Here is a 22,164-nt window from a genome sequence, read left to right as displayed (position 1 = left end):
CGGCTGAAAATCGATAGCTGTGAAGCCGTTGGTTATGCCTTGTGTCTAATTTCAGATACCGCAGTCCACGGACGAATAGTCTTTAACTGATCCTCCAGGGCATCTTCGGCAATCTCAGTGTCGTAGGCTGCCTGAGCGCGCAACCAGTAGCCGTTAGACAAGCCAAAGAAACGACAGAGTCGCAGGTCCGTGTCTGCGGTAATCGAACGCTTTCCCGCGATGATCTGGCCTATTCTCTGAGCAGGCACCCCAATTTCTTTGGCCAGGCGGTATTGAGAAATGCCCATCGGCTCCAGAAAATCTTCTTTGAGCAACTCGCCTGGCGTGACAGCATCAATGTTGCGCATGAGCCACCTCCTAATGGTAATCAACAATTTCGACATCTTCCGCGCCAGCCCTGGTCCAGCGGAAGCAAACCCGGAACTGTTTGTTGATTCGAATGCTGTGCTGGCCTTGGCGGTCACCATGCAATGGCTCCAACATATTTCCGGGCGGTACTTTCAAATCATCCAACTGGCTTGCAGCTTGGAGTTGCCGAATCTTCCTTAACGCAACTCGCTCAAAATTGACGAAGCGCCTGACGCGGCGTCCGCTTGCCAACTTCTCGGTGTCCTTACACTTGAGCGATATGATCATGATTCAATAGTGACGCGATGCAACATTAACGTCAAGCGTTATTAACCGGAAGATGAATCTCGAATATTCGCTTTTGTTTAGCCGAGTCGACCGGCCCAAGGAGAATTAATCCAGATCAACATTATTTACCCCTAGCTCCGAATGCCACTACAGAGAAATCCAGGAAGCTGCGCAGTTTAGGAGTCATCCGGCGGTCTGGGGTGTATAAAATGTGCAACGGCGACGCAGGCACAGAATATTGACCAAGTAGCCTCACAAGAGTCCCATTTCTCAGCGCCTCCCCGACTAATTCTAGTGGCTGCAGAATAACACCTAGTCCAGCTACGGCCGCCGCCAGTAAGGGGTCACCCTGATTAATGGTCAATCGGCTTGTAATTGGTACATCTATCCGTCCCTCAGGACCGTCAAAACTCCAGCTCGAACGACCATCGGAGTAGCCGAAGCCTAGGCACTCATGTTGCTGGAGATCCCAGGGTGTTTTGATGGGGGGCCACCTCTCCAGATAGGACGGAGCGGCACACAGAACCAGCTGATAGGGCACGAGCGGAATTGCCTTTAGGCCACTGTCTTGCAGCACACCGATCCGAAACACGGCATCGTAACCGCCATCAACCAGGTCGACCAGTTCGTTCGACAGTGTCAGGTCCAGTGACACCTGAGGGTATTTGACCATGTACTCAAGAAGACGCGGGGACAAAGCGTGAATGCCAAAGGTGACGGGGGCGTTGATCCGCAAGCGGCCACTAGGTACGCCACGGGCCTCAGCAGCTAAGCTCTCTGCAGCGTGCATATCTGCCAGGATCATCTTTGCGCGCTGGTAAAATGTCCGGCCGAAATCGGTGAGGCTCTGCCGACGTGTCGTTCGATTCAGCAGAGAGACTCCTAGGTGCTGCTCAAGCATTTTTACCTGCTTGCCAACCAGTTGAGGGGACATATTGAGGTCATCAGCAGCGGCACTGAAAGATCCCAACTCCACGGCTTTGACAAACGTAGCCATCTGAGACAGGCGATCCATTATAAAACCCATGTTTCTAATCTTGAGCCAACATAGGGCTTTATCAACTACCGGGCAACCTCTAAATTGTCGCTTACACCACGAGAGCGTACGGAACCAGCGTTGATATATGAGAAGCATTCCCATCACTCTGCCCAATGCGCCCTCTTGCCTGGCCTTAACGACGAAAGGGGTAACCTCAATGGCACGAATTGTAAGAATCCATGAATACGGTGACGCTAGCGTCCTCAAGCTGGAAGAATTGGACGTACATGCACCGGCAGCAGACGAGATCCAAATTGGTGTTAAAGCCATTGGCTTGAACCGCGCCGAAGTGATGTTTCGTAATCACGCTTACCTGCAGGAGGCCGACTTTCCCAGTCGCCTTGGCTACGAGGCCGCAGGCCTTGTAACGGCTGTTGGTAGCGAGGTAACGGATATCAAGGTGGGAGATTCCGTCGCTTTGATTCCCCCACTGGATATAGCACGTTGGGGTACATACGGCGAATTGGCCAATGTGCCGGCTCACCTTGTGGTCAAGAACCCAGCGAACCTGTCCTTCGAAGAGGCCGCTGCATCCTGGATGCAGTACGTTACGGCCTGGGGCGCCCTTATTGAGCAGGCGAAACTGCAGGAAGGCGACTTTGTTCTGGTCACTGCCGCTTCCAGTAGCGTCGGCCTGGCTGCCTTCCAGATGGCTCGCATGGTCGGCGCTACACCAATAGCGATTACCCGCACCCGTGCAAAGAAACAAGCGCTTCTGGATGCTGGAGCAGCTCATGTCATCGTGAGCGATGAAGAAGATATCGTCGAGCAAGTCATGGCGTTGACTGACGGGCAAGGTGCCCGCGTCGTGTTCGATCCTGTTGGTGGCCCAGCTTTCGAGCCACTCACACAGAGCATGGCCCGAGGCGGCATTCTTCTGCAATATGGCGCATTGAGCACCGAGCCAACCCCGTTCCCACTGTTTACCGTTCTGGGTAAGAGCCTGACTCTCAAGGGCTACCTTTATGCGGAAATCGTTGCTGACCCCAGCGCTCTCGCGAGAGCCAAAGCGTTTATTCTTGAGGGTTTGGAATCCGGAGCGCTCCGACCACTCATTGCAAAAACCTTTGCGCTGGACGAGATCCAGGAAGCACATAGATTTCTGGAAGCTAATCAGCAGATTGGAAAGATCGTAGTGACGGTTTGACCATTTAAAAGTGAGGCTGGCATCGGCTCCTCGCGAATGAAAGAAGCTTTCAAGGCGAGGGCTGCGTGACCAGCCTCAAATACCAAACAAGACGATGAACATGAAAAATGGCTGTAAGTGGGTGGCTCTGAAATGTTCGCTTTTGTTTAAAAGCTAGATATCACACTTCGCCCCGATACCATCTTATCCCAGCTATGCGTAGCCAGTTTAAGGTTACAAAGCACGGCCATGTTATGGAGGGTTCTTTGAAAGCCCTCCCCCACCCGTTGATTCACTATAAACGACGGGCAACTGCGTTTGACTTTCTCGATTCACTATTTTTGCCCGGTGTGCTTCTGAACTCAAAGAGCATCTCACCATGAGCTGGGGCCCCAAAAAGTCAGATATGGTTGAGAGGCAGCAACCTCGGATACGCATGTGGCCCAATTCGACGCCACAAGAAGTATATAGTTTGAAGGCATGGGTCCTGCGCCGAAATACAATGATGAAACATGGGAGTTTCGGGCCGAGCCGGAGTGTTGCATCGGAAGCTTTTATGCATACCTCTGGCGCCTGCGAATCCGACTTTAACCGGGGGCCGATTTACCGGCAACGGGTTGCCAGATAACGGATAAGCTGACACCCGAAAACAAGTCCCCTTACTAAGAAACTCTACACTAAGAAAGTCTGAACAAATAAGGTAAGCACAAACCGGCAACCAGCTGGTGTACTCCCTCACCAAAAATGTCAAAATCATGCTGACGAAATTCACGTCGCTGCGAAAGCAGGCGGAGGTCCAGACCACATGACCATCGAAACCGGAGTTTTGACCGCCATGGCCATCGGCATCATCGGCGCAGCCATCCTCACTGGGTGGTGTCTCTACTCAAGATATCAGGAAAAGCAAAACGCCAAGTAAGCCTCCACAGAGGAACTTCTTCTCAGGGAACCAACCCAACGTATTTTGATGCGTTCTGCTCATAATTGAACGGCGCCAGCGGATATACCACGGTCGCGTTCAGGGAACCTGGCGCAATTTGCCAGCGCGCCAATTTTAGGACCGGATTTCTTTTATTTTACCAATCAGCATTGCCATCTTGATAGCGGTGGTCACAGACTCTTTAATATCATCTGCACTGACGCCCCACCCCGCGCCCATATTGTGCCGAAAGCATGCGAGTGGAGGCATCCAGCAAGGATCGCTAGCTTTCCTGAAGGATCATTCCAACTTGATTGTCTACAGGCTCATCGCCAAAACACAGAAACTGTCTGGCTGCTCATCATATTGCTTCATAGCAAAACTCCTTGTTTATAATTTCTATGGGTCTTCCCATGAAGGTTCGAAGCTCGTTGCCCCCTACTCTGTGGGTTGGTGATCTTGGCCTATCCACCAACTGAATCCCGCCCGAATACGCTCCGGCATTCAACAGTACTCGCCTAAATATCAGTCCATAAGCGGCCATGTCGCCAGCCCCTTCCATGCAGCTCGCGACATCAACAAGCACCAGCTGATCGACTTCAGTTGATGGACAGCACGGTTTCGAGCCCGCCAGCTATGGCCTCGGCTATACGATCCATTTCGGTTTCAGTTGAAACTAATGGAGGCCCGATGATCAGTGTATTTTCACGCCCGGGTACGGTATTGCCATTACGTCCAATAATTACACCGTACTCCTGCAGCGCATGAGCAATCACCGCGGTGACTTTACCTTGATCCAGTGGCTCCCGAGTTGCTTTATCCCCTACCAACTCCAGGCCCGTCAACAGACCTTTTCCGCGAATATCTCCCAGAAATGGATGCTCAGATAGCCGATCAGCCACCTGGGCTCGGAAATAATCACCTTGCCGAGCTGCGTTCTCCACCAGGTTTTCATCTTCAAGTATCTGGATATTTCGCAACGCAACCGCTGTAGAAATAGGGCTGCCACCGAAAGTGTTCACCGAGCGAAACTCGCGCCCGTCTCCAGGCTCACCGTAAAAAGCATCAAAAATTTCCTGCTTAACCGCCGTTGCCGCAATCGGCTGATAGCCACTGGCCAAGCCTTTAGCAAAAGTATAAATGTCGGCCTTGGTGTTCCAATGATCATGTCCAAACATTTTCCCGGTACGCCCGAAGCCGGAGACCACTTCGTCCAGAATCAGCAATACCCCATAGCGATCGCAAATCTGGCGTACCAACGGCAGGTAATTGTCGGGTGGAACAATAACACCGCCACCACTGATGACCGGCTCCATGATGACCGCAGCAACGGATTCGTACCCTTCATGAATGATGGTTTCCTCCAGTTGCCGCGCCGCTTCTGCGCCCTGCTCTTCCAGGGTCAGTTTCTGGTGGTCCCGGTAAGGGTAAGGCGGCATCACCTTGATAAAACCCGCCGGCTCAGGGTCGTAGCCAAGCTTACGGTTTGCCTGCCCAGTTGCCGCCATAGCCCCCATGGTGGCACCGTGATAACCGCGATAACGCGACACGATCTTATAGCGCCGGCGGCCATCGCTCTTGCCGGACTGAAGATGATACTGACGGGCAATTTTGAAGGCCGTTTCATTGGCCTCGGAACCGCTGCAGGAGTAATAGACGTGCATCGTTGTGCCGAGCAATTGTTCAATTTTGGCCGCCAGTTGCACGCTGGGTTCGCTGACCATGGTCGGCGCCAGGTAGCTGAGCTTTTTCATCTGCTCATAGGCCACGTCCGCCAGCTCCTGGCGGCCATAACCCACATTGACGCACCAAAGGCCAGAGAAACCATCCAGTATTTTGCGGCCCTGGTCATTGCGAAGGTAACAGCCTTCACCCTGGGTCATCACCGCAGGTGAGGTGCCCACAAGTGACTGATGCTGTGTCATGTGCCGCCAAATGCTGTCTGGCATTCTTTCATTACTGCTCATAAAGCCGCTCCTTTATCGAATCACTGACAGTCGCTTTTTGTCAGATTTTTGTTTGTACTCAGTAGTCCCGAAAGCCGGGCACTCTTGTAGACCTGCCGGTCATCAACACGCCACCAACGCCATCGCTCACCTGAACCCAAGCAAGGATGGAAAATACAACGAGAAGGTCGGGATGTAGGTCACCAGCAACAGCACAGGAATGTGCACAAAGGCAATGAACTTAAAAAGATGTCCGGCGTAGCGGTTCATCGGAACATTGCCAGCCACACCGCTGGTCAGGAACAACAAGGGCGCCACCGGAGGGGTTATATTTCCCAAGCCGAGGTTCACTCCCACAATGGCCACAAAATGGAAGGGATCGACACCCAGCTCAGATGCCACCGGGTAGAGAATGGAGGCAGCAATGATGGAACCAGAGATGTCGTCCATAATCATGCCGATCAACAGCAGAATGATGTTTATAAACAACAGTCCCTGCCACAACTCCATCTCACCCGATACAAAATCTGCCAGGTCAAAGGGCGCGCCCTGATAAATCAGTATCTGGCTCAGGAAGAGCAGCGAGGCAATCATGAAGATCAGCGCTCCGATCAGCTTACCCGCGCCTACGGTGGCGTTGTAGAAGCACTCAAAATCCATAGTCCGGTAAGCAAAAAACGCCAATAGTGCTATATAAACCACGCCAAAAGACGCAGCTTCTGTCGGGCTGGCGATACCACCGTAAATGCTACCCAAAACAATCAACGGCATTAACATGATCAGATACGACTTCTTGGCTGAGGCCGACACTTCTCGCCAGTAACCAGGCTTGTTCCCGCCCTCGTGGTCGGCCCCACCCTGGCTAATAGGAAACCCTTTGCAGATCTTCAAGTTGAGTGCCGAATACCCGACCGCCAAAACAATCCCAGGCAGAATGGTGGTCAGAAAGGCTCCAGCGATGGACACTTGCATCGTTAGTGCCAGTATCAAAAGTGGAATGCTCGGGGGGATCAGCAAGGTCAGCACGGACGAACTGGAGACCAGAGCAACCATGTATTCACGGGGGTAACCCAGCTTGACGGCTCTGGGTATAATGACCGAACCAATACTTGCCACTGCAGCACTGCCAGCGCCGGACACAGCACCAAAAATGGCGCACGAAAACACAACAACAACGCCGAGCCCACCCTTGACCCGTCCAACAAGACTGGAGGCAAAGTCAATAATTCTCCCGCCCAGCCCACTTCTCTCCATCAGGAAGCCCATGTAAATGAAGAGCGGCAAAGCAACCAGAGTGGGCGAGTTGATTTTGGAAAACATGGTTGAGAAAGGCCCAACAATGTCTATCTCATTGCTATGACCGATGGCCAAGGCACCCAAACCAAAAGACGAGGCAACGGGCACTCCTATAATTACAAGCAGCATCGCAAAGAGCAGCGTAAACACTACTGAGATATACATGAAAACCTCCAACAAATGATAAAGACTATATTTTTGTTAAATGCATTGCCTGGAGATGGCACTTCCCAGTAAAGGAGAGCTGCGAGATTAATGTCTTGACGAAAAAAAATGAGGTTAATGCAAATCCTACAAAAACGCTGGATACCCATAAGTAATCCGGCAATCCGTAATAAATGCTTACATAACCCTTATCTATACTACTTCCCAGAAGTTGTGCGCTGTAGTATGTCGCCGTAATAGCAAATACAGAGGAGAAAAAGCTTGCCGCAATAGCCAATGCCTTTCTCAAGGGCGCATTCTTAATAAGATCCTCCATACCACCCTGAATGTTTTCGTTTTTCAGAGTTGCATAGGACATACCTATAAAGTAAACCCAAACTACGGACAGCAGAATAAGCTCATTGGCGCCAGGAAAACTCAGATCACCGAAATAACGAAAAATCGACTGAAAGAAGGTCAGCCCTGTGGTTGCAATCATGCCGGTGAATATGATGACTTTTAACGTTCGCTCAAAGAATGCAGGTAACATAACGGCCTCGAATCTTGGCTTAACGACAAGGCTGGCCACAAGACCAGCCCTCCCCTCGGTCCTGAATTAATAAGCCATATCTCGGATGCGACCCATCATGGTTGGCCCGACGAGCTTCTCGATTTCAGGCCACTCGTGTTCTTTAACCAGATCCGAGATTGCCTTGTATTCCTCGTCACTGAAGGTTGTAACCTTCACATCAGCCGCGCGCAGCTTTGCGAGAAATTCCTCTTCCCGCTCTTTTGCGCCTTTCCAGATGTTTGCCGTTGCTTCTTTACCCGCTTTATCGAGGGCCGCCCTCTGGCCATCAGTCAGAGAGTTTTCATACCAGTCGAGATTAACAGCAATGCCAATAATGCCTTCGAAGTAATCCCGGGTGTGAACGTACTCCCCCATTACATCAGCAAACACCTGATATGCTTCCTCAGGAGGAGTAGCCCCTTTTGCATCGATTGCGCCGGTTTGTAGCGCGGTGTAGGTCTCGGAATAGGCCATCGGCACAGGATCGAACCCCAACCCAGCGTAACGGTTGATCATGCTCTTATAAGGAGCACTTCGGGTTTTGAATCGTTTAGGTGACGGTATTTCACTTGGTGCTTCGTTGCGGAAGGCAATGCCACCAAACCCCGTGGGAGCCCAAGCAAGGTACTTGTAGCCGGACTCCATGCCGATATCGTTCAACAGCTCCATGAAGTCGCCATCAGGCCCATACAGCTCTTCGGCCTGCTCATAGTTGTAAACCAGTCCCCCCATATAACCAATCGTCAGCCGTGGATCTATGTCGGAAGATACGGTCACAACATCAATTTTCCGCTGACCATTAGCCACTTGCTTGCCAATTTGGTAAACATCGCCAAACGGGCTGCCATAGCGCACACGAACCTTAATATCTCCATCGGTATAATCTTTAACCCTTTTGGAGAAATCGACAGACATTGTTGATACCGCATGCTCTTTGCCAAACACAGTACCAATAGAATAATTACCGGCCTGAGCTGAGATGGAAACCGCCATGCACAATGACACAACAGACATACCAATGAATTTTTTATATTTATGATTCATTTTAACTCCGCTTTTTATCTATGAGTTTTATATTGCTTACTGAACGCCTTCGACGATCAATATCGTTGCCTCGCCTGCGCCCTCTCGCAAATTCTTGGCTGCCTGGTACTCCTCAGAGTTGTAACAGGCTTCAGCCAATTCCAAGCTATCAAATTCCACAACCACGTTTCTTGGCCGAGCCTCCCCCTCCATAAACTTGGTTTCCCCGGCTCTGGCCAATATTCTTGCCCCATACTTCTGAAATGCTTTGGGGCCCAATTCTGCATACTGCTGGTATCTTTCAGGGTCAGTAATTTTTACTGACGCAATCCAATACGCCTTCGACATTCTTCTATCCCCTGTCGGTTTAAGGTGAGTAGCGCTGATCACTCAAGTGAAATAGTGCTGTTGATCCCGCTAGACACGTTCTCAGGCTCAAACCAACGTGCCGTCACAGTCTTTGTCTGCGTCCAAAAGCCAATAGCCTGCTTACCGTTTGGCCCCAAATCACCCAACTTGGAAGCCCGCGAACCGGTGAAGCTGAAGTAAGCCACGGGTACAGGAATCGGAACGTTGATACCCACCTGACCCACATCAATGTCGGCCTCGAAACGACGTGCGACCCAACCGGAGTTAGTGAAGATTGAAGTGCCGTTACCGTTAGGGTTGGCATTAATGAACGCAATCGCTTCATCAAGCGTTTCAACATTCACCACGCAAAGTACCGGACCAAAGATCTCTTCGCGGTACACTGTCATGTCGGCGGTAACATTGGTGAACAAGCTCGGTCCCACAAAGTTGCCATTCGGATAGCCTTCCACCTGGCAATCGCGGCCATCAACTTCGAGCGTGGCACCCTCTTGCTCACCGGTTGCGATCAAGCGCTCAACGCGCTCTTTGGCAGCGGGTGACACCAGTGGACCAAGATCGGCATCAAGCTGAGTGCCCGGACCTACCTTCATTTTGCGGGTACCTTCGACAATATCCTCGATCCATTCCCGGGCTTCACCTACCAGCACTACTACCGAGTTGGCCATGCACCGCTGGCCAGCCGCACCGTAGGCCGATCCCAACAAGTTGTTAATTGCCTGGCTGCGGTTGGCGTCAGGCATGACGACGCAATGGTTCTTGGCGCCCAGCATGGCCTGCATCCGCTTTCCTGCGGCGGCAGCACGGTCGTATAGCAGCTGGCCTACCCGCGTGGAGCCAATGAACGACAACGCCTGGATGTCAGCGTGATCGGCGATCTGGTTGGCGACTTCTGGCCCGCCATGGACAACGTTGAGTACTCCTGGTGGCACACCAGCCTCGTGGGCAAGCTCGACTAGGCGCATGGACGAGCTAGGGTCCTGCTCGGAGGGCTTATAAACAAAGGTGTTGCCAGTGACGATGGCCATCGGGAACATGAAGCAGGGCAGCATAATTGGGAAGTTGAACGCTGTGATCCCGGCACCGACCCCCAAAGGTTGGTTCAGTGTGTAGACATCCACTTCGTTGGCCGCGTTATCGGCACGTTCGCCCAACTGCAACGAAGTAATTGAACAAGCATGCTCCACCACTTCCAAGCCTCGGCCCACCTCACCCACTGCGTCAGGCAGGGTTTTACCATGCTCTTCGCTGATCAGCGCAGCCAGCTCGTCGGTGTGCTCGCGAATCAACGCCTGAAACTTGAGCATGATGCGCATGCGCCTACCCAACGGTGTCTTGCGCCAGGTAGTAAAGGCTTCTTTTGCATTGGCAATGGCGTGCTCGACTTCTTCAGAAGTACAGAATGGCACCCGAGCTACCACTTCCTGAGTGGCAGGGTTCACCACATCACGCCAGTCCTCGCTTCGAGAAACAACGGGTTGGCCATTAATGTACATGGGGATTTCACGAATACTCATAACATCATCTCCTGTTATTGTTTATGTGTTATTGAAACCTACCATTCTTGGATTTTCTGTCTAAAACCAAGGTTCTTGAAAAACAAAAAATGAAAATGTTTTTTGGACAATAGAAAGCCTTAAACCATAAAAATTTAATTAATGGCTATAGCGTTGAATTCTTCGGAAAGTTATAGATTTATATTTTTCAACCGGTAAAGCCCACGGCCGCATTCAACTAAATCTAATGGAGTTCTGGGATAGTCATAAAATTGCACCTGAACTGAATACTTTTATTGTAAGAATTTATTAGTTGCGAAAGCATTGCAGCGTTTTATTGGTTTTAAGTTAGTGCTGCTCGCCATGACAATTCGAGAGTATCCCGTTGGCGCCAACACCTTAAAGACTTGCTTTCTGACGTGAGCGTCCAGAAAAACTGACGCAAGCTGCAAAAGCCTATAACCATCAGGCTTACCGCAGCTTTAGCTTGCAGAGATCAGAGAGAATTCAGGGATTAACTTGCTCAGTCGCGAACCGGAATCCGCGTTGCCAGCAACGCCAGAAATGCCTCCAGCACACGGTGCGGGCGTCGGTCACAACGGGTAATGGTTACTAAAGGCGTAAGGTACTTAAAACGCTCGGGACATATCGCTCGCAAGCGGCCGGCAGCAATCCAGGGAGCTGCCAAGTGGTCAGGCAGGTAGCCTATGTAGCAACCGGTGAGAATCAGGAAGGCCGCTCCGGATCTATCTGTAGCTGAAGCCGCGCCTTGCAACAAAGAGTGGGCACTTCGCCCGGCATCAGGTAAAGGGTAACTAGGGATAACCGCATCATAACCCGCCAGGATGTGCTTTGTAATAGAACTATCTGGCGTTGCATAGAGTGGGTGGGTGTCGGCGCAGTACAATAAGGAACGCTCATCGTAGAGCTCTTCGCTGGCCAAGCTCTTCAAAAGATTGACTTCAGGAACGACCCCTACATGAAAGCGGCCGTCTGAAACCCCCCGGACGACACTATCAGACACTTCCATTGAGAGATTAATTCTGACATTTGGGCCCCGTGCCTTCAGGTCGGCAAGACTGTGAGTGATGCACTCCCGTGGCATGCTGACCAGATTGTCACTGATACCAATATTAAGCTCACCACGCAGGCTATCGTGCAAACCATTAACTTCGGTACGAAACGTCTCAAGCGACGCCAGCATCGTTAACCCAGCTTCGTAAACTTGGCGCCCCTCTTCGGTGAGGGAAAACCCGCCTCGACCACGCTGGCAAAGCAGAAGCCCTAGGCGCTTTTCAAGATCGTTCATATGTAAGCTGATGGCTGAGCGACTTATACCAAGAACATCCTCGGCTGCAGTAAAGCCGCCGCACTCCACCACAGCCTTAAAAACGCGGATCATACGGAGATCGAAGTCGCTAACTTGGCCCAATGACGGTCCTTGGCGCTCAATCACCACCAAGGCACCCGATGCAAGGCGCTCAACCAGCATTGCTGCAAGCCGAACTCGGCAATAGCTTGCTTTCTCGCTTCCAAAATCTGCTACCCCTCAAGCCGACGTGGCCGGCAAAATACTGAATCCGCCATGCACGGCGGGGGAAGCGATTATAGCATTGCCCGATGCCCGTGTTGACATTCGGGCACCAGACTTAGGTAGAAGGTAAAGGTCGGCGGAAACGCCACTAATTCAATTAAAATACTTTCTCGGCACCCTCTGGGTGACGCCGGTAAACAGGTGGTAGGCGATGGTGTCGCAATAGGCCGCCACCTCATTCGCCGATAGCGACTCACCCCAAAATTCGACGTCACTACCCACACCAGCCTCTGGAAGGTCAGTCAGATCGACCGTCAACATGTCCATCGAAACACGCCCCACTAACTTGCTGCGCTGGCCATCGATGAGCACCGGGGTGCCCTCAGCCGCCTGTCGAGGATAGCCATCGGCATACCCCATGGCGACGGTCCCGATTCTCGTCGGGCGCTCGGCCACAAAGCGCCCGCCATAACCCACTCCTGCTCGTTGGCCCACCCACCTGACAGCAATCACCTTACTTTTGAGGGTCATGACCGGCCGTAATTGCTCACTAAAAGGGTTGGCCTTAGCCAATGGAGACGCTCCGTACAGCATGATTCCGGGCCGCTGCCAGTGTGCCCTCACCACTTCATGAGCAAGTATTCCTGCAGAGTTCGCTAAGCTCAGCTCAACCCCCGACTCCAAAAAGGATGCAGGCAGTCGGGATACTTGAGCCTCAACCAACACGCCCTGCGTTGAGCAATCGTCAGCATTCGCCAAGTGCGTCATCACCACCACGTTCGAGACCTGTGGTAAGCGCTTTAACTCCAAATAGACCCCAGCTGCGTGTTCAGGACTGAACCCGAGCCGGTGCATTCCGGTATCCACTTTCAGCCAGACAGTCACCGGGTTAGACAGCGAGAGCTGCCTCAATGCATCCACCTGCTCTTGCCTGTGTACAGCTGTCCAGAAACCTTCACGTGAGATAATTTCGAGCTCACTATCCTCAAAAAAGCCCTCCAAAAGCAAAATGGGGTGTCGCAACCCAGAAGCACGCAAGGTCATTGCCTCTTCTATTGATGCTACAGCAAACACCTCGGCGTCCCGGGCAAGGCATTCGGCAACCTCCAGTGCTCCATGGCCATACGCATTGGCTTTAACTACGGCAAGGGTTTTCCCATTTGGGGCCATAGAAGCAGCCAGCTGAAAATTGGCTCGAATATTAGCTAGGTTTATTTCAGCTACAGCAGGTCTGGCCATGCTTTTTGCCTCCTGATCGATGAAACGGCTTAGTGTAGATAGCGGTCAATGGAAAGACCTTCGTTATCGATCTCCGGCGCCTTGTTATTGATCACATCAGCAATCAAGCAAGCAGACCCCTGAGACATTGTCCAACCGAGCGTTCCGTGTCCGGTGTTGGTATAGAGGTTGACGATTGGCGTCGAACCGATCACTGGAACACTGTCAGGTGTCATTGGCCTGAGCCCGCACCAGAAGGTGGCATTATCAAGGTCGCCGGCACCTGGAAACAAATCGCCGACCACAAACTCAGCTGGCTTTCGCCGCTTTTCTTTTAGGCTCAGATCAAAGTCAGCTATTTCGGCAGTCCCCCCTACTCGAATTCGATCATCAAAACGGGTGACCGCCACTTTAAAGGCCTCATCCATGACCGTAGATTCTGGCGCTTTGGCTGGATCTAGGAGCGGGAGGGTTAATGAATAACCCTTAATTGGATAGATTGGCAGCTTGAACCCCAAGGGGTTAAGCAGCATGGGCGAGTAACTTCCCATGCACACCACGAAAGCGTCGGCAGTAAGCTCACCCCCACTAGTATGTGCAGCGGTAACTTTTCCGGAGGTGACTTCGAGTTTATGCACCTCCGTGTTCAACATAAATTGCACACCCGCATCACGACAGTGCAGAGCAAGCCCAGTAGTAAATTTTTGACAATCACCGGTACCGTCTTGGGGGAACCGCAAACCGCCGACGAACTTTTCCGAAACGTTTGCCAGAGCCGGCTCGTGCTGAATACACTCGGCATGATTAATGACCTCGTGCTCCACACCACACTCCTGAAGAGAGGCCAGATCAGCTCCAATGGAATCCATCTTTTCCTGATCCCGGAACAACTCGATCGTACCTTTAGTCCGATGATCAAAGTCCAACGGCACTTGCTGGGTCACTTTGTCGAGGCAACTACGGCTATAATCCGAAATTCGCAACATTCTTCGCTTGTTGATGCGATATGCCTGTTCGCCGCATTGCCCCAGCATCTGGAACATCCAGTTAGCGGTTCTAGCATTAAATGAACTGGAACTGACGAGGATCGGCGCCATGTCCTGCATCATCCACTTCAGAGCTTTAAATGGAATGCCCGGTGCTGCCCATGGGTTGGTATACCCGTATGAGAGCATGCCAGCGTTCCCGAAACTGGTCTCTTCGGCCACTGTGGCGCATCGTTCTACAACGGTCACCTCATGCCCGGAATTAGCTAAGTGCCACGCCGTGGAAACCCCAGCAACACCACCTCCCAGAACAATAATTTTCATTTTGTTTTAACTCCACATCTGGGCAACTGGGGCCTGCTTCAAAGCCCCCCCTAGCGACCCCACTAATAGTACGAGTGAAGCCTTATCCAAACAGGTTGCACTCCTGCCATGTCGAGTTAAATAGCAATTTGCTAACCGATAGTTCAGCAATTCATTAACTATCTCGAAATACCAACACCTCTGCCGGGTCGGCGCTTTCCTGAAACGCTGAGTATCTGAAGCGCTTCGCCTTTATCACTCAAAAACCGTAGTTTAGCTTTGCAGTCCACTGAGCCCAGTTCAACTTTGAACGAGTCCCGTACCTGGCGTGCCAGCTTCGACCAATCAACCGAAGTGCTGCCTTGCTGCAGTTGCGTGCGGGAAGCCTTTGATAACCAGTCGGTAGCGACCAGATAGAAAGTCGAGATATTCAACTGTCTTTGCAAAGACGCGCAGCACAGTAGATAACCCGTCGCAAACACACGCAAGGCGCGAAATGTCGTCCCTGGGGCCGGAAAATGGCCATTGTCAGCCCCGTGTTCTCGCCCCCCACTCTGCGAAATCCCATGTTTATTCCACTTAAAAACCCACTAGATCACCTCACCCTTCACTTCAGCACTCTGTGCGCACAACATATGAAGTTGCTTTTTGTTCCTGGTAAGCATCGGAGCACTAATTGCTGCCTACTCACCGCTGAACCTGATCAGCCCGGAGGTCATCGCAAGTTTGAGCGGGCGATCGGGGTTAACGTTTGTGCTTCTCTTTGGCTCTACGTTAGTGATGAGCGGGATTCATCTCTCTACCATTTGGCCTGAACAAACTCAGCCCAGCCCTCGTGACTTTTTGCTGTTCACCACCCTGCATCTGAGCGCGCTACTGGTGTGTTATTTTGCCATAGAGATTTTGCAGCCAACCTTCCAGTCAGTGGCAATTTCATTCATCAGTGTACTGATCGCTGTTGGCCTACCGTGTATTTTGTTTATGCGTATCAAGAGCACATAGGCCATGCTGCAGTCGCAAGGGACACTGCTTTGCGGTGCCACCTCTGCCCACAAATTTACGGGATTTTTGGTTGCCGGAATTGACCCAACGGAGAAACCACACCAGAATACTGTACATATAAACAGTATCAAGGTGTAATATGCCCGTCACACTTCTTGGCGACCATAAGTCGCTCTCTCAGCTTGGTATTCCGTTCTTTTTGGAGCGTGTATCGGCGGGTTTTCCATCCCCTGCCTAGGATTACGTTGAGAAAACTCTGGATCTGAACGAGTTGTGTATTCAGCATCCGGCCGCCACTTTTTTCGTGCGGGTACAAGGTGAGTCCATGGTTGACGCTGGCATCTACCCAGGCGATGTACTGGTGGTTGATCGCTCACTGCGAGCCGCGCACGGCGACATTATCATCGCCAGCTTGGAGTCTGAAATGACCGTGAAACAACTTCACCTCACCCCGCCTCCGGTTCTGTTACTTCCAAGAAATTCGGCTTACCCACCCATTACCATTGCGGGCGATATGGTGATGGAGGTGTTTGGTGTTGTCACCAATGTGGTTCGATCGCTCAAGCGTGGAGGAAACTCATGACGATGTCTCATCCCATCTCCTTTGTTACAGTACGACGCCGGTTCGATTTCCGAAGCATAGAAGTCGGCCGCTGGGTGACGTCAGCAGAGCGGGATCGGGCGGCTGATCGGTTTTATCGGGCTCTCTGTGATCTGATGACAATTCTGCAGGGGCCAGAGAACCTCATATCCCTTCGTGGATCTCTAAGCATGCAGTACGGCATTGGTGGTCGGCCTGGGGTATCTGCTCACTATATTCCCGCGACCCGGCAACTGGCACTCGCAAAGAAAGCCGGCGCTGGCAGCTTGGCGCATGAGTGGTTTCATGCGTTTGATCATTACATGGGGAACAGAGCCTTCCGGAGTTTAGGAAAGTTTGGCTTTGCCTCCAGCGGCTGGCTCGGTAGTGCCAAGCAGAAAGAGCACCCTCTAAACAACCTGCTCAGTGCCTGTTTTAAAACCATCTTGCTGACTGAAGACGGTGCAGCCCCCAGCCCCCTGTTTCAGGCATCCAAGGAAGCTGACAAGCGACTAAAGGTGCTGTACTACGCAAAACCAGAAGAGCTTTGCGCTCGGGCTTTTGAGGCTTTTATCGAAGACAGCACTCCCAACAACTCGTTCCTGGTGCGCGGTACCGTTTACTCTGACGAAGCTAATGCAGGCCTTTATCCAAAGGGCGAGCATCGCCGGCGTATCAACGAAGCGTTCCAAGACTATTTTGCTTCGCTAGGTGCGGCCTTGTATCGGGAACAGGCAAAAGCAGGATGAATACAGCACGAGAGTTGAAAGGTGTTCCCTGCGGTCGCAAAGCGGACATTCAGGACGGGCGACCAAAGCCTTTCCAAAGGCCTCCGTTTGAGGCTGAGCAGTGTCACGCTCGGTGGGGTATGTCCAGCCTCTTTTTAGGAATGTCCTCAGTAACGGGGTAGAACCCGAAATTTATATTTTCGAGCAACGACCTATAGCCATGAATGGAGTTGAGAAGTTCTCATCACCTTCGGTGTAGCCACTAGAGTAGACCCACAAAAACCTCATCGTATTGAGGTCGATGCGCATATCCTCTCTTGTGAGCCCATCGCAGTACATGCGATTTTTTTCACTTGGTTTTGTGCAACTCAATCCGCCCGAGTTATCACCAAGCTCAAATACCCCATAGGGGCGGTCTACCATGAGATAAATTGAGTCATCGTCCTCAATTAACCTCACTACAAATTTTTTTTCAGCTTCAAAGCGTGTTACGCGCCATCTTTCGGCACTATCCATAGAAAACCCTGTCGCCTTGTCATAGGCACATAAAAGTGAGAAGCCTTCAGAGGCCAACGCGGGCGAGACAAAAATGAAAAAACAAATAGCTCTGAGAGCAGCCATCTCAAACATCCATCCGTAGTGGGAGTCATAATTAGCATGAACGAAGCACAAGCAGATGTAAAAAGCCTCTCCTAAGAGGAGCGTGAACCTGGCGCATCCGATGGTAAGGGTCGCGATCGCTGCGGCTAACGGGTGTTATCCAAAACCCAGTGCCACACACTGGTAAAACGCTTAGCAAATCCCCATTCTGCCGTACCCTGACCGCTGAAAATTTCTAATCAGCGGTGCAACTAAAACAGGGATGATTACATTAGCACCGTGTCCGCTTTGATGTCATAGCTTCCCTCAAAGACCCATTGGAATACCCACTCGTGATAAGCACTTTGAATTCCACTTGGTGCAGGCTCTTTTTCATCAATCTCGTACAACCAAACAGAGATGAGATTATCAGCAGTGACTAAGGCCTCAAGCTCTACTCGAAGCCGAGTTAGCTTTTCATTGATAGACTTTTCTGACGTTGAGGATAGTGGTCCGAGTCGAGCGCTTTCGTGAGCGATGTAATTCCTCGCGTCTTTCCCACGTTGAAATATTGCCAAATCCTTTTCAGTGAACTCGGTTATGATATTCAGCTCTCTGATTGTCGGACCGAGCATTTTTTCCTTTAGAATTTTAGCCAACTCAGCAGTAGCTGATGCGTCGCCAGCACCCTCATAATGTCGAACAACTTTCAGAATACGAAGCAAGAACTGACACTTGGCCTCGAATGCACTGGCTAAATAAAGAGCCTTTCCAGCGGCCAAAAATAGTTGGTCTAGCAAGACAGGCTCTTTGGGGAGTTGATAATCGAGTGACCAGGGCATTTTGCACCTAACGAGGCTGTAGAAGAACCCTCGCCTCTATTTCCGATGACGCTCCTACGTAAAATCTGGGCGTGATTTCGATGGCGAGAGTGCCCCAGATTTCAAGAGTAGGCCCTATTTGTAGATCATTTATTGACCGGTTTCAGGTTGAGAGCGGCCTTCAACCTTTCCCTACAGCCTCAACGCCCTATTCTGCGCTACAATTGCTTGTTAACTGAAAGCCCATCGGTCGTCATCATATCCGTTTTCACGACACCACTGCTCGACATCGTTATCTCTGTCAATACTGGTCTCCATACCAGCAAGCTCTAGCTCCTCAAAATCTTCTAACCTCAAGCCGCACGCATCACACTCGAATGATTCACATAGAAAAGAAAGAGAAACACAAGTGCCATCCGAGCTTTCTTCAGTCTCGCCACTGTACACGCCATTTTCACCGCATATAGGACACTCCTGAATCATCAGCGTCCAATCATCACTATAAGAAAACGATTCGCCAAGCTTTCCGCTCTTCACTAATTTCCGAGCGCTATCTAGAGCATCTTTAACTTTCTTTACTTTTTCGCCCTCGTAATATAGTAGAAAATTCTCGGTTTTATTATCAGGGGTAAAAGAAAAGTACTTGAAGACACTTAATTCAGAAATCTTCTGAAACAATCTCGTTGAGTGGTAGGCAATGCTCTCCAATTCGTACCTTTGAAAGTCAGGAACGGACGCATGCACACTTACGTTTCTTATTGAGGACAGCGAGAAAAAGAAACCTTTATACTCCTGTTTAATCTCTGGATAAAAATGAAAAAAAAGGGAAGCAGCTTTTTCCAACTCAATGGTTTTGTAAGAAAAATATTTAAGATCACTAATGTAAGAGACTGAATTATGGTCTTTGCTCAAGCTTTCCGGGTAGCACAATAGCAGCTTGGCTTCGTCAGGCAGGCCGGTATAAAGCATGTAAAGCGCCTTTTGGGCGGTCACCGACTTTAATAATAGCTCAACACTTACACATAAATTCCCAATCGCAGGTTGAAAATCAACCCAGCTCTTCATCCTAGATTTGTGAAAAGCATCTATACCAATCTCGTAATATGACCGCGCACTAGATCTGAGGTCCAGCGATATTTGATCTCTGAGTTTTTCGACTTCCTTTCTGTACAAAAAACAACCCCCTCAAATCGGTAAAGCCTGTATTTTCAGCTGGTTTGGAGAGCAGCCGAAAGAAAGTTCGGCAACATGCGCTGGTTAGATATCACGCCGCCACCCACGCGACCATGTCGCGCACACTTTGCGGCTCAGGACTCAGCGCCTGTATTCCAACACGATCAAGTTCAGTCTGAAAGTGTGCCCAAGCTCGCTCATCTTTCGACGGCAAGCCTAGATGATCTTCGATAGATCCCTTTTTCCAGAGCCAGATCCCCTGTCCAAGGAGGAGATTGTGAAGCGCGTCGATGTGCGGGGCAGCATCCAACTCCCGTGCAAGAATGGCGTAAGCCTCTGCCGCTTTCACAACCCCCTTCATTGGAAGGCCAGTTTGGTCAAGGGTTATTCGATTCGCTGCGGCAAGACGTGCGAGAATTTGCTTAACGGCAGCAACATCTGCATTTCCTTGTGGAACAAATCCATGGACATGGCCACCTTTGAACGCATAGTCAAGATCAACTATTGCCTTCGATGGGAGATCCATTTCTTGAAGTATTTGCATTGATTTCTTGGTGTCGTTTACACCACTCTGTGCAATCAGAGCGATCTTATTCTGCCCAAGCGTTCTGTTATTGAGGTGTTCAAATATCACTGGAAGCAGGCGCAGTTCTGTTTTTCCCTCGCTTAGCAAAACCTTATCTGAAAAAAGCATTTGGCTTGCATGCGCAAGCGTGAATAACTGTTCCATCGCATGCGCTGAATCTGGAACCACTATCTGAATAGCGTCACGTAAGCGCTGGCGCGCAAACGTTCCGTCAGCAGGTGATTTCCGGATAAGTAGTGCATCTTGAGCATCTTGAGCCTTCACCATTTGCGCAGAGTGCGTTGATACGATGATCTGGTATCCATTCTTAGAGAGAGTTTTCAGTGCTTCCCGAATGTGTTCAATTGCAAAAGGATGAAGATATAGCTCAGGCTCATCTATCAGAAGCAGTGTGCTCCCATCCGCCTGCCCAGCGCCACGCTTTACTTCAGCCAAGTGTCTCACTAGCGTCATTTGAATGGCTCTTTGCGCACCATGCCCATACGACGAGAAGCCACGCGCAACCCCCGTGTCTTCATAAACCTTTACGGTTCCGGCCTTGATCAGATCGTCCAAGCTAGGGGTAGGAAAATGCAGCTTTACGCCAACGCCAGGGAACAGATCGTTTATCTTTTGATTTATGGAATCATCAATTGCATTGAACTCTGCAAGCCTTGAGGTCCCGTCTGCTGAGAGCTGTTGCTCGACCTGGCCTAAGTGCTGGTTTATCTCTGCCTCATGGGCCTGCCGGACGGGCTCAATAAATTCAGCGAGTAGCTTTCCAATTGTCGTCGTGGTTTTTGACTTCGCAGAGTCTTCGGCGGCATCTTCCATTGCACCAATTCGGATGGGCTCTGGTAGTAGTGACGAAATTGCGTTATCGATGCCAGTTGGATTTGCCGCCCATTGGGAATTGGCGGGATTTAACACATGCAGCTTAATATCTGCCGCCTTGCCTCCGGGGGACGGCTGAACGCGCTTTATCGTTAGAACCTCATTATCAATGTATGGCCGAATTCTCTGTTGCTGCTCGGCGGTTAAGACACTTAGCGCTTCCTCAGAGACGCCAACAACTCGGCCGATAACCTCTAAGGGTCGTTCCGTGTCGTTGAAAGATCCTTCATCCAAAACCGATTTTCGTAATAACCACTGGATTGCCGAAATGATATTGGACTTGCCTGAGTTGTTGTATCCAATCAGAGGCGTAAACTGCTCCAACTGAATCTTTGTTTCCTTGCATGACTTGTAGTTCCGGATTTCTACCATTTCGAGTAGAGCCGACATGCGCCCTCCATGGTGGGGTTCACCTTGCTCGTAATACTTTACAGAAATTACCCAGTGCGCTTCATCATTGCAGAAATTTGCCTAAGTCATGATTGCTGACTTTGAACCATCAATCGCGCTGTACATGAATCGATATAACAATAGCTTAGCCGAGCATGACCCTCTTTGCCATTTAACCATTCAGCGTCTGCAACTTGCTCCGCCAATCATGCCCGATGAAATGGCTTTGATTAGTTTGGAGGCTCTGGAGGAAACCTCCGACTCGAATGTTCACTTTTGTTTAGGAAGACCTTTCCTACCTGGAAGGTCGCAAAGCGGACATCCAGATGGGACGATCAACCGCAATATTAAGCATAATCCGACTGCACTGGATTCATTCTGACTTCTTGGCAAGACGCTCCGCGAACCATTGATAGTGTTTTGAGTTTTCAACCGGTACATTTTTCAGTGCCGCCCTCAGAACACGTAGCTCATTTTCCCGGTCTTTCCGCTTTGAATACAGAATAGCGAGCCTACGGTATGTAAAGGGGGTATCTACTCCTTGTTCCAGAAGTTTTTCATATTCCAGAAAGGCTTCGTCGATTTTTCCCTCTTTTTCCAGGGCTTGGCCACGCATATTGCGATCTGCCGCTTCCCGATAATTGGCTTGTTTGAACTCCCATTCCAACGTTCTGATGTTCTGTTCAACTTCCGAAAGCTGATCGATTTTGATCCAAGGGTTTTCTTTGACCAGGTCCTTTAGCTCATCCAACCTTTCTTTGGCCAAATCTAAGCGTGAAATCTTGGTATCAGCATTTTTTGAGTCATTGGCGATTTGGAGAGATTC

At 50.6% G+C, this 22,164-nt stretch carries 19 protein-coding genes and 1 pseudogene; 3 read left to right on the top strand and 17 right to left on the bottom strand.

From position 1 onward, the window contains the following. Window positions 1-32: 32 nt before the first annotated feature. From RG807_RS16960 to RG807_RS16950, 3 genes are all read right to left on the bottom strand, one after another. Window positions 33-347 carry a HigA family addiction module antitoxin gene (locus RG807_RS16960; RefSeq protein WP_309045943.1) on the bottom strand — a complete coding sequence of 105 codons (315 nt, stop codon included), beginning with the start codon at window positions 345-347 and terminating at the stop codon, window positions 33-35. Window positions 348-357: 10 nt separating this feature from the next. Further along, a complete protein-coding gene (locus tag RG807_RS16955) occupies window positions 358-636 on the bottom strand; it encodes a type II toxin-antitoxin system RelE/ParE family toxin (protein WP_309045942.1) in 279 nt (92 codons plus the stop codon). A 121-nt stretch (window positions 637-757) separates the two neighbouring features. Continuing rightward, window positions 758-1,651, bottom strand: a complete 894-nt coding sequence (locus RG807_RS16950) for a LysR family transcriptional regulator (RefSeq protein WP_309045941.1) — start codon at window positions 1,649-1,651, stop codon at window positions 758-760. A 181-nt stretch (window positions 1,652-1,832) separates the two neighbouring features. On the opposite strand from RG807_RS16950, the gene RG807_RS16945 reads away from it, so the two are divergent. Further along, window positions 1,833-2,822, top strand: a complete 990-nt coding sequence (locus RG807_RS16945) for a zinc-dependent alcohol dehydrogenase family protein (RefSeq protein WP_309045940.1) — start codon at window positions 1,833-1,835, stop codon at window positions 2,820-2,822. A gap of 1,497 nt (window positions 2,823-4,319) precedes the next feature. Here RG807_RS16945 and RG807_RS16940 read toward each other — a convergent pair. The 9 genes from RG807_RS16940 to RG807_RS16900 all read right to left on the bottom strand — a co-directional run bounded on the left by RG807_RS16940 (window position 4,320) and on the right by RG807_RS16900 (window position 14,627). Beyond that, window positions 4,320-5,687 carry an aminotransferase gene (locus tag RG807_RS16940; protein ID WP_309045939.1) on the bottom strand — a complete coding sequence of 456 codons (1,368 nt, stop codon included), beginning with the start codon at window positions 5,685-5,687 and terminating at the stop codon, window positions 4,320-4,322. 126 nt (window positions 5,688-5,813) lie between these two features. Then, window positions 5,814-7,127, bottom strand: a complete 1,314-nt coding sequence (locus RG807_RS16935; RefSeq protein WP_309045938.1) for a TRAP transporter large permease — start codon at window positions 7,125-7,127, stop codon at window positions 5,814-5,816. A 25-nt stretch (window positions 7,128-7,152) separates the two neighbouring features. Further along, window positions 7,153-7,695: a TRAP transporter small permease gene (locus RG807_RS16930; protein ID WP_309045937.1), complete on the bottom strand. Its 543-nt coding sequence runs from the start codon at window positions 7,693-7,695 to the stop codon at window positions 7,153-7,155. Between the two features lie 27 nt (window positions 7,696-7,722). Further along, entirely contained in the window at window positions 7,723-8,721 is a 999-nt protein-coding gene (dctP, locus tag RG807_RS16925; protein WP_309045936.1) for a TRAP transporter substrate-binding protein DctP, read from the bottom strand. Window positions 8,722-8,757: 36 nt separating this feature from the next. Continuing rightward, the gene (locus RG807_RS16920) at window positions 8,758-9,048 is read right to left on the bottom strand and encodes a DUF1330 domain-containing protein (protein ID WP_309045935.1); all 291 of its coding nucleotides are present in this window, start codon (window positions 9,046-9,048) and stop codon (window positions 8,758-8,760) included. A gap of 38 nt (window positions 9,049-9,086) precedes the next feature. Next, window positions 9,087-10,586 carry a CoA-acylating methylmalonate-semialdehyde dehydrogenase gene (locus RG807_RS16915; protein WP_309045934.1) on the bottom strand — a complete coding sequence of 500 codons (1,500 nt, stop codon included), beginning with the start codon at window positions 10,584-10,586 and terminating at the stop codon, window positions 9,087-9,089. A 502-nt stretch (window positions 10,587-11,088) separates the two neighbouring features. Further along, window positions 11,089-12,021, bottom strand: coding sequence for a LysR family transcriptional regulator (locus tag RG807_RS16910; protein ID WP_435404687.1), 933 nt, complete (start codon window positions 12,019-12,021; stop codon window positions 11,089-11,091). A 231-nt stretch (window positions 12,022-12,252) separates the two neighbouring features. After that, window positions 12,253-13,338 (bottom strand): alanine racemase, encoded by a 1,086-nt coding sequence (gene alr, locus RG807_RS16905; RefSeq protein ID WP_309045933.1) that lies wholly within the window; start codon window positions 13,336-13,338, stop codon window positions 12,253-12,255. A gap of 29 nt (window positions 13,339-13,367) precedes the next feature. Beyond that, window positions 13,368-14,627 (bottom strand): D-amino acid dehydrogenase, encoded by a 1,260-nt coding sequence (locus RG807_RS16900; RefSeq protein ID WP_309045932.1) that lies wholly within the window; start codon window positions 14,625-14,627, stop codon window positions 13,368-13,370. Window positions 14,628-15,858: 1,231 nt separating this feature from the next. On the opposite strand from RG807_RS16900, the pseudogene umuD reads away from it, so the two are divergent. Both umuD and RG807_RS16890 read left to right on the top strand, forming a co-directional pair. After that, a pseudogene (gene umuD, locus RG807_RS16895) lies at window positions 15,859-16,191 on the top strand (translesion error-prone DNA polymerase V autoproteolytic subunit); the annotation flags it as partial. After that, window positions 16,188-16,937 carry a CLCA_X family protein gene (locus RG807_RS16890; RefSeq protein ID WP_309045931.1) on the top strand — a complete coding sequence of 250 codons (750 nt, stop codon included), beginning with the start codon at window positions 16,188-16,190 and terminating at the stop codon, window positions 16,935-16,937. The pseudogene umuD and the gene RG807_RS16890, both read left to right, overlap by 4 nt. A 171-nt stretch (window positions 16,938-17,108) precedes the next feature. Here the strand turns inward: RG807_RS16890 and RG807_RS16885 are convergent, their stop codons facing one another. From RG807_RS16885 to RG807_RS16865, 5 genes are all read right to left on the bottom strand, one after another. Then, a complete protein-coding gene (locus RG807_RS16885) occupies window positions 17,109-17,537 on the bottom strand; it encodes a hypothetical protein (RefSeq protein ID WP_309045930.1) in 429 nt (142 codons plus the stop codon). Between the two features lie 245 nt (window positions 17,538-17,782). Next, complete coding sequence (locus tag RG807_RS16880; protein WP_309045929.1) at window positions 17,783-18,337, bottom strand: hypothetical protein; 555 nt, start codon at window positions 18,335-18,337, stop codon at window positions 17,783-17,785. A gap of 210 nt (window positions 18,338-18,547) precedes the next feature. Further along, a complete protein-coding gene (locus RG807_RS16875; RefSeq protein WP_309045928.1) occupies window positions 18,548-19,489 on the bottom strand; it encodes a hypothetical protein in 942 nt (313 codons plus the stop codon). 91 nt (window positions 19,490-19,580) lie between these two features. Further along, entirely contained in the window at window positions 19,581-21,338 is a 1,758-nt protein-coding gene (locus tag RG807_RS16870; protein ID WP_309045927.1) for an ATP-dependent nuclease, read from the bottom strand. 373 nt (window positions 21,339-21,711) lie between these two features. Next, the coding region (locus tag RG807_RS16865) for a hypothetical protein (protein WP_309045926.1) at window positions 21,712-22,164 on the bottom strand (453 nt) is incomplete at its 5' end.

It is taken from the genome of Marinobacter sediminicola (assembly GCF_031157525.1).
GTDB classification, from domain to species: domain Bacteria; phylum Pseudomonadota; class Gammaproteobacteria; order Pseudomonadales; family Oleiphilaceae; genus Marinobacter; species Marinobacter sediminicola.
The sequence above is the reverse complement of the archived record's forward strand: the minus strand, read 5'-3'. Positions and strand labels throughout refer to the sequence as shown.

What these genes read in the sequence shown, in the direction of transcription:
- RG807_RS16960 (WP_309045943.1), bottom strand. Translation starts at nt 347, where the DNA reads ATGCGCAACATTGATGCTGTCACGCCAGGCGAGTTGCTCAAAGAAGAT.
- RG807_RS16955 (WP_309045942.1), bottom strand. Translation starts at nt 636, where the DNA reads ATGATCATATCGCTCAAGTGTAAGGACACCGAGAAGTTGGCAAGCGGA.
- RG807_RS16950 (WP_309045941.1), bottom strand. Translation starts at nt 1,651, where the DNA reads ATGGATCGCCTGTCTCAGATGGCTACGTTTGTCAAAGCCGTGGAGTTG.
- RG807_RS16945 (WP_309045940.1), top strand. Translation starts at nt 1,833, where the DNA reads ATGGCACGAATTGTAAGAATCCATGAATACGGTGACGCTAGCGTCCTC.
- RG807_RS16940 (WP_309045939.1), bottom strand. Translation starts at nt 5,687, where the DNA reads ATGAGCAGTAATGAAAGAATGCCAGACAGCATTTGGCGGCACATGACA.
- RG807_RS16935 (WP_309045938.1), bottom strand. Translation starts at nt 7,127, where the DNA reads ATGTATATCTCAGTAGTGTTTACGCTGCTCTTTGCGATGCTGCTTGTA.
- dctP (WP_309045936.1), bottom strand. Translation starts at nt 8,721, where the DNA reads ATGAATCATAAATATAAAAAATTCATTGGTATGTCTGTTGTGTCATTG.
- RG807_RS16920 (WP_309045935.1), bottom strand. Translation starts at nt 9,048, where the DNA reads ATGTCGAAGGCGTATTGGATTGCGTCAGTAAAAATTACTGACCCTGAA.
- RG807_RS16915 (WP_309045934.1), bottom strand. Translation starts at nt 10,586, where the DNA reads ATGAGTATTCGTGAAATCCCCATGTACATTAATGGCCAACCCGTTGTT.
- alr (WP_309045933.1), bottom strand. Translation starts at nt 13,338, where the DNA reads ATGGCCAGACCTGCTGTAGCTGAAATAAACCTAGCTAATATTCGAGCC.
- RG807_RS16900 (WP_309045932.1), bottom strand. Translation starts at nt 14,627, where the DNA reads ATGAAAATTATTGTTCTGGGAGGTGGTGTTGCTGGGGTTTCCACGGCG.
- RG807_RS16890 (WP_309045931.1), top strand. Translation starts at nt 16,188, where the DNA reads ATGACGATGTCTCATCCCATCTCCTTTGTTACAGTACGACGCCGGTTC.
- RG807_RS16885 (WP_309045930.1), bottom strand. Translation starts at nt 17,537, where the DNA reads ATGGCTGCTCTCAGAGCTATTTGTTTTTTCATTTTTGTCTCGCCCGCG.
- RG807_RS16880 (WP_309045929.1), bottom strand. Translation starts at nt 18,337, where the DNA reads ATGCCCTGGTCACTCGATTATCAACTCCCCAAAGAGCCTGTCTTGCTA.
- RG807_RS16870 (WP_309045927.1), bottom strand. Translation starts at nt 21,338, where the DNA reads ATGTCGGCTCTACTCGAAATGGTAGAAATCCGGAACTACAAGTCATGC.